The 12,055-nt window shown below is 42.0% G+C and carries 11 protein-coding genes and 1 pseudogene; all 12 read right to left on the bottom strand.

Features of this window, described 5'->3' with window-relative positions; translation table 11 throughout:
- Positions 1-1,452 carry a protein adenylyltransferase SelO gene (locus J5224_RS03150; RefSeq protein ID WP_264624069.1) on the bottom strand — a complete coding sequence of 484 codons (1,452 nt, stop codon included), beginning with the start codon at positions 1,450-1,452 and terminating at the stop codon, positions 1-3.
- Positions 1,453-1,541: 89 nt separating this feature from the next.
- A complete protein-coding gene (locus tag J5224_RS03155; RefSeq protein ID WP_264623971.1) occupies positions 1,542-2,267 on the bottom strand; it encodes an EAL domain-containing protein in 726 nt (241 codons plus the stop codon).
- 160 nt (positions 2,268-2,427) lie between these two features.
- A complete protein-coding gene (locus J5224_RS03160) occupies positions 2,428-2,781 on the bottom strand; it encodes a hypothetical protein (RefSeq protein WP_264623972.1) in 354 nt (117 codons plus the stop codon).
- A gap of 38 nt (positions 2,782-2,819) precedes the next feature.
- Positions 2,820-3,710 (bottom strand): annotated as a pseudogene (locus J5224_RS03165) (lipoate--protein ligase); the annotation flags it as partial.
- A gap of 104 nt (positions 3,711-3,814) precedes the next feature.
- Positions 3,815-4,036, bottom strand: a complete 222-nt coding sequence (locus tag J5224_RS03170) for a DUF2188 domain-containing protein (RefSeq protein WP_264623973.1) — start codon at positions 4,034-4,036, stop codon at positions 3,815-3,817.
- Between the two features lie 89 nt (positions 4,037-4,125).
- Complete coding sequence (locus tag J5224_RS03175; protein WP_264623974.1) at positions 4,126-4,419, bottom strand: hypothetical protein; 294 nt, start codon at positions 4,417-4,419, stop codon at positions 4,126-4,128.
- 330 nt (positions 4,420-4,749) lie between these two features.
- Positions 4,750-5,340, bottom strand: coding sequence for a hypothetical protein (locus J5224_RS03180; protein ID WP_264623975.1), 591 nt, complete (start codon positions 5,338-5,340; stop codon positions 4,750-4,752).
- On the bottom strand, positions 5,328-5,759 hold the full coding sequence (locus tag J5224_RS03185) for a hypothetical protein (protein WP_264623976.1): 432 nt from the start codon (positions 5,757-5,759) through the stop codon (positions 5,328-5,330). The genes J5224_RS03180 and J5224_RS03185 overlap by 13 nt, the downstream gene beginning before the upstream one ends.
- Positions 5,760-5,762: 3 nt before the next feature.
- A complete protein-coding gene (locus J5224_RS03190; RefSeq protein ID WP_264623977.1) occupies positions 5,763-6,236 on the bottom strand; it encodes a glycoside hydrolase family protein in 474 nt (157 codons plus the stop codon).
- A 62-nt stretch (positions 6,237-6,298) separates the two neighbouring features.
- Positions 6,299-6,562, bottom strand: a complete 264-nt coding sequence (locus J5224_RS03195; RefSeq protein ID WP_264623978.1) for a hypothetical protein — start codon at positions 6,560-6,562, stop codon at positions 6,299-6,301.
- Between the two features lie 46 nt (positions 6,563-6,608).
- On the bottom strand, positions 6,609-7,694 hold the full coding sequence (locus J5224_RS03200; RefSeq protein WP_264623979.1) for a DUF6453 family protein: 1,086 nt from the start codon (positions 7,692-7,694) through the stop codon (positions 6,609-6,611).
- On the bottom strand, positions 7,694-12,052 hold the full coding sequence (locus tag J5224_RS03205; protein ID WP_264623980.1) for a phage tail protein: 4,359 nt from the start codon (positions 12,050-12,052) through the stop codon (positions 7,694-7,696). Before J5224_RS03205 ends, J5224_RS03200 begins: the two co-directional genes overlap by 1 nt.
- Positions 12,053-12,055: the final 3 nt, after the last annotated feature.

Consider the following 12,055-nt stretch of genomic DNA (forward strand, 5'->3'; position numbering starts at 1 on the left):
CTAGCTGGAACAAGACACTTCCAACGCTTTACCCCACGCTGGCGGTGCTGCCGCCAGCGATTCATATTCAGGCTGCTCGTCATACGGACGAGAAAGCGCCTGATGCAACTGCGTCAATGGACCTATATCATCCTGCTCAGCGGCTTCAATCGCCTGCTGCGCCAGATAGTTACGCAGAATATATTTTGGATTGGCCGCTTTCATGCTGCGCTGACGTTCAGCGTCACTCCGCGTCTCCTGCGCCAGCCGAGCACGATAGTCGCTAAACCAGGCATCAAATGCTGCCCGGTCGATAAACAAGTCACGCAGCGGCGACTCGGTATCCTGCACGTTGGTATCACTTAGCAGGCGGAAAGTGCGGGTATAGTCACTGCGCTCACGCGCCATCAGGTTCAGCAACCCCACCAGCAGATCGTTATCTCTGGCATCCGCATCAAAAAAGCCCAACTTGGCGCGCATCAGTTGACCAAAATGCGCCATCAGAGCCGATTCATAGCAACCCAGCGCGGTTTCAAGTGATTCCACCGGCAACAATCCAGAGAGAGCCTGCGCTAAGCGATGCAAGTTCCACAGTGCCACGGCGGGCTGGTTGTCAAAGGCATAACGACCGTGGTAATCGGAGTGATTACAGACAAAGTCAGGTTGATAGTCATCCATAAAACCGTAGGGGCCATAATCGAACGTCAGGCCAAGGATCGACATATTGTCAGTATTCATCACACCGTGGGCGAACCCCACTGCCTGCCAATGAGCAACCATGCGCGCCGTGCGTTCAATAATGTCCGTAAACCACAGCGAGTAGCGTTGTTCATCGTGCTGCCAGTGCGGCCAGTGGTGCGTGATGGCGAAATCGGCCAGTTTTTTCACCTGTTCCGGCTGCCGTGCATAGTAAAAATGCTCAAAATGCCCGAAACGCAGATGACTTTCGGCAACGCGCATTAGCATCGCCCCCTGCTCCTGCTGTTCGCGCTGAACGGGTTCATCGCTGGTAACAATCGCCAAGGCGCGCGTAGTAGGAATGCCCAGATGATGCAGTGCTTCCGACGCGAGAAATTCGCGAATCACCGATCGCAGCACCGCTCGGCCGTCTCCCATGCGCGAATAGGGGGTCAACCCTGCACCTTTCAGATGCCACTCCATGCTGGAACCGTTCGCGAGTCGCTGCTCCCCCAGCAAAATCCCCCGACCATCGCCCAGTTGCCCGGCCCATACGCCAAACTGATGGCCGCTATAGACCTGCGCCAACGGCAGCATGCCGGGCAGCAGCGTCTTTCCTTGCCAGATATCACTGTGTTCAGGCTGAAACCAACTGACAGGCACCCCCAACTGCTCCGCCAGTTCCGCGCTATGATACAGCAAGCGAGCACCCTGTAACGGTGTGGGCGAAAGCGCCGTGTAGCATCCGGGCAAAGCGTCATGGTAGTGATGGGTAAATCGTAATCCCTGTGTCATCGTCATTCTGTCACTCTACTGCGTCTGTCAGACTTGAGTGTAGAACGTCAACAAGGAAATAAACACGGAGGAAATATAGGGATACTGGTTTACGCCGCCGGCGTCAGTTCCTGCTCCAAGGCATGCAGCGGGATGGCGGGCCACAGCTTACCTTGTACCGCATCCACCTTGAGGTGATGCACTTTTTTCAAATGCTCGGGCGTATCAATCCCTTTCGCGATCACCCCAAGGCCTTGCTGGTGGCTTTTCATCACGTTAAGCAGCGGATCCATGATCAGGTCAGGGGCCGGACGCGAGAGAATATCCCACACCAGTTTCGGATCGATTTTCACATAGCTCAGTAAACCATCATGGAACGCCTTGAGGTTTACCTTGCCTGAGCCGAAATTATCCAGCCACAGGGGAAACATGTTACTGAGTTCGGTAATGCCACGGTTTCCTTTACCTTCACCGAGATGAGGAAACGCCTCGTTAATCTCCAGATGGACAAAGGGTAATGCGCGGATCGCATTGCGGCGTGGAATCGATGCCATCAGCAGTTCAGCACAATGCTTCTCAATGCGCCACACCAACAAAAACCGGTGCAGTTTCAGCCACTCCGCTTTGCGTTGAATGATATCGATTTGTTCATCCAGCAGCGCCAGCTTTTGCGCCGTGGTCAACATACTCATCAGGATATCGCCCGGCACGGTGAGTTTGCCATCCGCACTATTGAAACAACCGGTCATTTCCAGGGCCAATAACCGCTCATCTCGGCTATAAATGGGCCAGAACAGGTATTCACTTTCGTAGTCAATGTCTAAGGCGATTTTCATGGTCGATGTCTGCGCAGATAAGCGTGCAATATCACTCTAACGCCAACAATGGGCGCTCAACAATCCCTTTTTCGTTATCCTGATGCTCCCCTTACAGTGATGTCATGCTGTTAACGATATAGGCATGACAGCTGCCACCTGCTCACGTTATTACACGACGCTATCCAAGATCTTCTCTAAAACGTTCTGCGCTTGATGTTTGCGTAAATAGTCCCCCCTCACTCGTCCACGCCTGCGACACCGAGCGCCACATCGACGCGACATCCCGTGAGGTCACGGCCGGCAACAATCCCTCTGATTGCGGGTGTTCGGTGTTAAACACCAACCAGATGCCGGAATGATCTTTTAGCATCGAAGCCCAAAAAAGCGGGACGTTATGACTATACAACGCCATACGTCCGTGATGACCACTGCGCATGTCCATCGCAGCAACCGCGGTGGGACCCACATGGCTGTGCACTTCCAAACCTTGCCATGTGGAAGATCCTTCCATCAGAAACCCGACATTCTTCATTCCTTGCTTCTGCCGTGGAGAGCAAAATCCGATTGCACCTAACGAATATTCTCCGCCAGCCACGTGTTCACCTGCTGCAGCTCTGACTGCTGTTCAGGAAATTGTTCAAACAGCGCTTCGCCCGCCGCGATGATATCGTGCACACGGTATGCGCAGCCCTGCAAGGCCTGCGCCAACGCCTCTAACGGCGCGGTGTTCAAGCTATCCGTAAACAGCTGACTGCGCGTAATGATGCCGCGATCGACATCCATATGCAGCTCAATGCCCCCCCACGGGAAGCGCGTATCCAACATATGGGTAAAATCCGGGGCCTGACCAAAATTCCATTCCCAACTGCTTTGCTTGGCAAATTGCTCACGAAAACCGGGGAGATCGGGCATTTGTGCGGGTGAGATGTGCTCCGCCGTGCAACTGTCTGCGTAGTAGGCAAAAAACGCGTCACGCACCGCCTCACACACTTGCGCGTGATCGACCGTCGGCAACAATTCCACCAGATTGGCAACCCGAGAACGGACGGAGGTGATACCTTTGGCCTGTAATTTCTTCACATCCGGGTTGAGGTAATTTGCCAGACGTGAAAGATCGGCGTTGAGCAACAGCGTACCGTGGTGAAAGCCACGATCCTTGGTTTCCCGGTAGGCAGAACCCGACACCTTGCGTTCACCATCAGGCGTATCCACCACCAGATCGTTACGCCCTGAAGCCGAAGCCGCAACGCCCAACGTGGTCAGCGCATTAAGAATAATGGCGGTTGAAACGCTTTTATCGTAACCCGGTTTTCCCGCCATAAAGGTAAAGCAGGTATTGCCCAAATCGTGAAACACGGCGCCGCCCCCGCTGCTGCGACGCGCCAGCTTGATGCCATCCTCCTCCATCTTACGGGTATTGCACTCTTTCCACGGGTTTTGTGCCCGACCAATCACCACGGTAATAGTCAATGTTGCACACAAACCAAAAATTGTAATTCGATACTATTGAACCACACAAAGAAAAAAGGGAACCAAATGGTTCCCTTCTGTAGTAGTACTGACAATCATCCACGAGGTGGGAATGGGTCATTACCATATGAATCTTTATCACGGATACGTCCATCAGGGCGATGAATTACAAGTTCACTTTCTTGCCGTTGAGCAATGCCTCTACCATAATCGATTGCTTCACGCTGTGTATCGAAAGTTTTGGTTACGCGATCACTACCCTCGCTACGAACAGCCCATTCACCATTGTGTGGTACTACATGTTGGTTCTTACCCATTTTGCAGCCCTCTGGAAGTGTAATAACGAATCACAAGAATACTATATATAGTGCGTGTAATTACGTCAAACACTATATGTAGTATTTTGTTACGTTCCAATCAAAACAAGCAGAACCCGCCACACATCGTCGAGTGGTACTACTGGTAAAATGACGCCCATCAATGCCAACAAAGGCACGAAAACGAAATTCCACGCCACAATGAAAGTCAACACATAACCCAAGCACTGACGCCATGTGAAGCCCTTACGAGTCTCTTCAAGGGTGATCTGATTCTGTTCATGACTGTTCTGTGCCTGTAGCTCGTCTTTTGATTGTTGACGCTTGGTAAAGTACCCAACGCCGCTTTTGACCAAATCAATGATCGTTGTTATCCATAACATTTAATGCCTCCTGCTTCTGTTGGACGATGTAACACCACGCCCTGTATCCTTTGTGCTGTAATGGGAACGCCATGAGTACTACAACATCATGTACGCTTCCCTCTATGATCCATTGTGTTGAATCCCCTACTTCTAAAGTTGGTTCATTCCCCTTGAGAAAGCTGACAGCGAGAAGATCACCGCCAGTCTTAAGTACTTTCTTTTTTATTAACTTATGCGTAGCAAACACTTTGTCGTAGGGATATGTGGTTGAACATGGTATTACTCCGCATAATGTCTGATCCTGTAGTTCCGTATGCGGATAACATGGGAACTGATTGATGTATTGACTTAATTCCATTTAAATTGAAAACTCCCTTTCATTGAATTAAATTCTTTTTGAGCATATCGGCTCGTTTGTTTATAGAAGTCGAATAATTGTTTTCTCTTCCTACTTGCAATAATGCCTATGACTCTTTCTATTCTTGATTTGCGTTTAGGTGATTTAGTATCAATGATGTATTTACGATTACCACTACTAACAGTTTTATATCTTCCCGATTTCAATCTTGAACGTAAACCTTGAATGTTACCTTCTGCCGTCAACTTGGCTGAACTAGTGGGAATAATTTTTGATCCTGCTTTCTCAGCACTACCTAAAATAAACTTTAAGTACTTGGCCTGATTTGGCTGCACGATGATATTATTGTATACAGTACTTGATGATTTACTATTAGTGGCTCGAAAACGTATTGCTTTCTGTGTGAATGGTACAGCACCGCCTTTTACCTTGTTGATATCATCCTGTATTTGATCTGATATTAACTTAGATCTTCTTGTTAGCTCAGTTTGGAAATCCCTGCCCCATTGTTGACCATTACGGTTTAATTGGCTAGCAATATTCTGAGGACTATTATTCCATTGAAACTTTATATTAGCCATGAAAGTATCTCCTGAATTATATTTGTAGTACTACCATTATTTTTAATCAAGCGTGTCTTAGTCATGATAGCTTTGTTGAGACATTGACTATCTGAACCGAATATACTGATTAAAGCAGTCTCTACCAACGCCGCCTCTTGTACTGTAGGAAAACACCATAGAATTTTCTTGGTATGATTTTCACCATCTTCAATGTACTGCTTTACTGTCTTGGAACTTGAATTATAGATAGGCCAGTTACTTTCTTTTGTATCATCAGTACGCTGATTAATATGTTTGATCTTTTGATAACATTGTTTAACTCCAATGTAGTACTCCCCACTTTCAGGAAATTCTATTAGATAAACAAACGCTGCATATTCAGGTACATCATCCAATGACCAATCTTGAGGGTTGAACATACTCCATTGCGTGTCCATGACTCACCCCCTAACTACATAGGCGATCATGTCGTCTACTCTTCCGGCGGTTTGCCTGTACCAAAGACTATCTTTTACTTCTATGATTGCAGTTGCATAGTTTCCAGAACTTAAAGCACTTAGGAACTTCTTAAAGCCAAGTGTTTTAGTCAATCCAAGTTGAAAAACCATCATCACAAGAAAATCATTCCAACGTGAATCTTCGGGGATCTTAACGTTTAATTTCTTAACATCTTGTTTTGCTCGTTGGATATCTGCATGAAGTAATAAATCCGCTTCAACTTCTGATATACCATTCTTGAATGCTTGTTTCTCGTTTGATAGTACTAAATGACCATAACCGATAGTTTCATTTCCAAGATGATCCTTATATATATGAAAATTCCCATCACGATAATAGCCCAATTTTGCCTGATATTGTTTAGTACCTTCATACTGTTTTAATTTTTGATACAAATCCATTTGTACTTTCTCCATAATGATTTCTATACATCTATTTATGGAGAAACAAAAAAAGTGGCCTACAATGAGGCCACCTGTTACTTATCGAGAATGGTTAAGATCCTGACGATATTCTGATTAATTTGTGTTAGTTGTTCTTCGAGTTTCTCAAGATTATCTTTAATAGCTTCCTGTTCAGTTTTCAAAGTACTGATACTTTGTTTTACAAGTGCTGTTTCAGATTCCAGTTTTGTGACTCTATCGGTTAGTGATTCACCATCACGTTTTTTATCCCTATATAGTGTCCAGAAAAAACCAAGTACCCCAACGACACACAATATAATAGTTATTGTGCCATCCATTATTAGTTCCTATTATTGTTATTATCTACTGTAGTATTTATTATAATTAAAAATAATCAGAAGCAGAAATAATAGGTATTGGTAGAATGACTACGGAGCCAGTTACTACAGGAACCCATGCTTGCCCAAGTGGAATACCCGAAACCATAACCTCACCACCTTGGAATACTTGTATTTTATTATCATACATTCTACAGGCAGCATTAAGTACTACATGTCGAAAACGGTTATCAATGTTATCAATCGTGGTTGGACGTATGAAAGTACCATAACTTCTTACAAGTGGAACCATACCATCAGCAATTGGTAAATCAGCGACATCGAATGTACCAGGCCATGACGTACCATTCCATTTTGGATAGTGCATGGTATTCCTTAATCTCAATGGTGGATAATCAGATGAAAAGGTAATTTGATTTGCTTCGTTTCTAATATTAATACCAATCGGTGTCTCTGGAATATCGAAACCACTTGAGAACACCACCAATTGCATATCAAGTTCAGTAGTAGTATCAACATTTGCAGACTGATCCGTATATATGAAAATTTTTTTATCAGAAGAAAGTTTAATACCATGTGTCTGTAAATTCCAACGGGCATATACAATGGCGTTATTATATGCTGGTATTGTTGTTGGAATAGCGAAACCACTTTTCACTTTACCTGAGTACTTCCATACACAAGCCCCAGCCGTTCTACCATCTACTATTACGTTATAGTCTGACCCACCATAGATACCAAAACCAAATCCAGCAGCCGGAGAAGCACCACCAATTTCAAATACATGAAGGGGAAAACTCATTTCTGGATACTTTCTGTCATATGGACTAACATTACCATATATTAAACCCGCCCCCATGTTAGTTATACCATACTGTATTGATTGACGATCCTCGCTCAATTTAACATCATAGAATGTGGCAATACGATCTATGTTTGCCGTTGCCAATTCATTTGCACCATTTTCAAGAATAAAATAGATAGTACTCCCTGCCGTGGGTTTACGGGGAAGAGTAACCCACATTGCATTGTTAGTTACTCTTCCCAAATAATTCATATATCTACAACCTTCATCCATTATAAACTCTCTTCCAATTGTATTAGAAAAGAATTTAACGCCCATACCTGCCATTATATTACCCCTATTGATACTCTTAATATGTTATTCGAATCATATACTCGTAACCCTGTTTCATCTAATTCAATACGTTGACCAGTTGAAGCAGATTTAAGCTCTAATTTACCCGCATTAGTACCGGATTTACCAAGTCGCCAACCTGAACCAGAAGACCAGTTATCACTTTGAATATCACCAGCTATTTTAGCATTGGTAATTTGAGCATCAGCAATCTTAGCAGAAGTGATCTGTGCATTACCTATCTTGGCGTTTGTGATACTGCCATCAGCGATCAAGGCAGTACCGATACTCGCATTTTTAATCATCGCGTTATTCAGATACACAACACCGCCATCAATAGTAAACGGACTCTTAGCGTTAGTAGTACTGGCAGCAGGAGAAACAACAAACTTATCAGCAACGAAATAGATTGCACTATTAGTACTTGCACCTGAATTAGCGACTAATTTAATACCAGATACAACACCATTTGCATTCGCAGTTAATGAATAGGTTGAGTTAATATTGTTCGTTAATGTATTTATTGACGTATCTATTTTTGTATTAACTGTAGCAATGTTATTATTCAAATTAGTTTGTACTTGACTAATAGATGTGGCATTTGCATTTTGATTACTAACAACCGTACTTTGCAATGTTGAGATATTCGCCCTTGCGATATCATCTGTACTTGATGAATAACCGATTACACCTTGACCTGAAGTAACCATAACATCATCTATAATAAATCCATCACCTGCTATACTATTACCTGTTCTCGTAACATATAACTCCTGTCGTGTGCTAATCCCAGCATTCCAGAAAATATAAAATGCGTATCGTTGCCATTCAGTGCTTAGATTAGGATTTAATACAGTCTGTGTAGTTGATGGTTGCGGATTGTTCCATGCTAAATTACAGCCACTAAAACCAGTACCATTAATCTTTTTAGCGTAAAAGCTAACCGTGTACCATTGCCCACTTTTCCATAGTGGAATATTAACGCCTGTAAATACACCGTGTGTAGATGTACTGGACGCATTAAATGTTACTTGCATTGCCGAGCCACTAAGACGACCAATAGGTTTTGAAACCGTATTAGATACACCTGAATTATTATAAACATTCCATCCCTCAGCGGTTGTTGTGCTGCCTAATTCGAATGAACTATTTTGTAGTAAATTTCCACCAACATTTAATAAAGTACTTGTAATACTATTAAACTGGTTTGCATTCGCTGTATTCTGAGTACTAACTGCATTTGATAAATTAGTTAGATTACTGTTTGTAGTGTTAGCTTGACCGGTAAATTTGGTATCAAGTGCATTAATTTGTTGTGCATTGGACGTTTGGTTATCACTAATAGTCTTTTGCAAATTAGTGATGGTTGCGTTAGTACTGTTCAACTTAGTATTAAAACTTGATTCCAACGTATTGTTAGCTGTAGTTTGTGCGGTGTTGTTATTTGCTACGGTAGTTTGTAAATTAGTAATATTCGAGTTAGTGGTATTCAATTTTGTATTGAATGAACTTTCAAGATTAGTGATTAAAGTACTGTTAGCCATATCACCATCACTAACGGTTTTTTCTAATGTTGTTATTTTACTATTGGTATCTGATATTTTAGTATTCGTCGATGTTTCAAGTGTCGTAATTTTCTGATTTAAAGCACTATCCGCCGTGGTATATGCAGTTGTTAATTTTGTCTCACTTGCAGTAATCTTATTACCCGTATCGGTATTGATTTCGCTTTTAGCCTGAGTGATTTTAGTTGCAGTATTGTTATTCGCCGTTTGAATAGCATTCGCCATCTGATTATCTGCGTATGTCTTGGTACTCGTTATCTGAGAATCAGTATATGTTTTGGCATTAGATATTTGCGTATTAGTATATGTTTTAGCATCATCAAGTACTGTAGATAGTTCACTACTGAGATCTAATAAGTCCTGAATATTATCGATATCATCTTGTGAGAATTGATAATCACTTTTTACAGTAATAGATTGTTCAGTACTGAATACAATATTATCAGTACCAAATACATCATAGTGACCAACTTTAATCCCATATGTACCATCATCAAGATTGATACTGGTAAACTCTGTTTCCGTCGTATTGATTACAGTACTGTTAGTGCCGTCAATAATAGTGATCTGCGTACCTGCATAATCCTTTTCAGTACTTTTTTTCCATGAGACATAGACACTCCCAAAACCACCTTTCATTTCTACGTTAACTGGAATGGCATGTTGTTTGTTCTCTACAGTAAGTTTAACTTCTGCTGAGTATGTTCCAGAATTATAGCCATGAGCAATAATACCAATGGTAGGTTTACGGCCTACAGCATTTAGGTCACGTGTTAAATCAAAATTCGTTGATGTAGTACTGAATGATTTAATATAGGTACTTCCATTATACAATCTGACTTCATAATATCTGTAGTAATCACTAAATTTCTTACCATTCACTACTAAATTACTTTGTTCATCCCATTGAAAACGAAAATCCTGTGAGTCTGTAACTAATGTACTGGTAGTACTGTTTACTAATTTCAATCCAGTGATTGAAGGTAATGTAAAATTATATTCAGGTGTGATATTTCCAGTACTGATCAATGCTGATACATACCCTAAATTATTATATGCCTGTACTGCGAATTGATATGCATTGGTTGTTGGTAATGATATTTCAAATGATGATGTATATCTGTTAACTGAACCAATATCAATCCATGTATTTGAAGTACTTTCACGATACTTAACATAGTATCCAGCAATATTATAATCAGTACTATGATCCCATGTAACCGTAACAACATTACCAGTACTTGATGTCCCCTTCCTGACTACTTGGATATTACTTGGAGCAATTACGGTTGTTGCATCAGGTAGATTAGTTTTAAATCCATCCTGTGGGAATATACCGGTGTCAGTACCTTCATAAATTTCATCATAATATTCAACACAAGATAATTGGCATAAGCCTATCTGTTCTGCGGAGAATGGTAGCGTTTTACTAACCACACGGAATTTCTTATCTACATAACCTAATTCACTATAGGAAATGGTAATCACATCCCATACTGAGATATCAAGGGCATCATAGGTGTTGAATTGGATAGTACTGTTAACGTACTTCGATTTTAAAACCTCTGGATTGACAAGGAATGCTAACTGCTCTTTATCCTGTACTAATAAGTAATCCTCATCTTTTTTCTTGATTGTTCCATCTTTAACCAATATATCACTTTCCATAATATTACTAGGAAAACGAACAACATCGTTTGCATAGTCATTCTTTGGATTGGTATAGGATGCATCAATACAGTTATAGTAATCATTCTGACTACCTGACGTTAATTGTACTTCACCAATGATATTATCTTCTGAAAATGATGCTATTGGTAAATCAGCTACATCAAGTGCAAGTCTGAATTGACTACCAGATTGATAAAGTACGCCACCGAATGTTTGTAATATGGATTCAATATTGCGTTTAAATGTTTTATCGTAAGAAATCGTACCATTACAGTATAATTGATTATTTTCACAGTACTGTGCTGCTATACGAAAATTATCTAGATCAATATCTGTAGGATCTATACCTAATCCGAAATATGTATCAGTAATATAATCTGTTAGGATTGAAACAGGGTTTGAAGATGTTTTAATTGTATTCGTTAAAATGTCATTAATCTTACGCCCACGCATTTCAACGGCTAATGCATAGTTATAATTTACTAAAATACCATCAATTTGACTATCTTGTGTCTTGCGAATAACAGAAGTGATAGTAACAAGCCCGTCACCACGCATTGCATCAGTCCAACGTTCACCGCCATATTGTTTTGCAAGTGACATTGAACCATTATACGAATCCTTAGCACCGAATCGTACTTCTAACTGTAAGTACGGTCTAAAACGATCTTTAATGTAAGATGAAGTTACAATCCCTTCTTTTGTTATTGGCTGATTTAGTACTGCCACATTATCAAAATACAATTGATTGATGAAGTTATCGACTTCACCAAGGCTAATACAGTGTACAGTACATAGATAATTTCCCGTTTCGTTTTGAACATTTTGCCACGCTATGATTGAGCCTGTTTTGATCAAAGCATCATGTTCACCACCGTAGACAATCGGAATGCCCGTGCTTGGCGATGTTGACCTTGATGATTGACTTGATGTTGATGAGTATTGAGTATTCCCAAGATCTCCCACCTTCATCATCATTGAAGAGGCAAGATAAGAGGCTGCCGCTGCTGCTACCCCTGCTGCAATAACCCATCCTATCGATAATGATGCTGCGTAGGCTGCACCTGCCGCTGATAAACCAGCAATGATCGCCCCTACTGCTGCTGCTACTGCCATAAT

The sequence above is a fragment of the Candidatus Symbiopectobacterium sp. NZEC135 genome, assembly GCF_025962695.1.

Excerpts from the sequence above, each read along its gene's own strand:
- J5224_RS03160 (WP_264623972.1), bottom strand. The coding sequence starts at position 2,781 with ATGAAGAATGTCGGGTTTCTGATGGAAGGATCTTCCACATGGCAAGGT.
- J5224_RS03150 (WP_264624069.1), bottom strand. The coding sequence starts at position 1,452 with ATGACACAGGGATTACGATTTACCCATCACTACCATGACGCTTTGCCC.
- J5224_RS03195 (WP_264623978.1), bottom strand. The coding sequence starts at position 6,562 with ATGGATGGCACAATAACTATTATATTGTGTGTCGTTGGGGTACTTGGT.
- J5224_RS03170 (WP_264623973.1), bottom strand. The coding sequence starts at position 4,036 with ATGGGTAAGAACCAACATGTAGTACCACACAATGGTGAATGGGCTGTT.
- J5224_RS03200 (WP_264623979.1), bottom strand. The coding sequence starts at position 7,694 with ATGGCAGGTATGGGCGTTAAATTCTTTTCTAATACAATTGGAAGAGAG.
- J5224_RS03175 (WP_264623974.1), bottom strand. The coding sequence starts at position 4,419 with ATGTTATGGATAACAACGATCATTGATTTGGTCAAAAGCGGCGTTGGG.
- J5224_RS03155 (WP_264623971.1), bottom strand. The coding sequence starts at position 2,267 with ATGAAAATCGCCTTAGACATTGACTACGAAAGTGAATACCTGTTCTGG.
- J5224_RS03180 (WP_264623975.1), bottom strand. The coding sequence starts at position 5,340 with ATGGCTAATATAAAGTTTCAATGGAATAATAGTCCTCAGAATATTGCT.
- J5224_RS03185 (WP_264623976.1), bottom strand. The coding sequence starts at position 5,759 with ATGGACACGCAATGGAGTATGTTCAACCCTCAAGATTGGTCATTGGAT.
- J5224_RS03190 (WP_264623977.1), bottom strand. The coding sequence starts at position 6,236 with ATGGAGAAAGTACAAATGGATTTGTATCAAAAATTAAAACAGTATGAA.
- J5224_RS03205 (WP_264623980.1), bottom strand. The coding sequence starts at position 12,052 with ATGGCAGTAGCAGCAGCAGTAGGGGCGATCATTGCTGGTTTATCAGCG.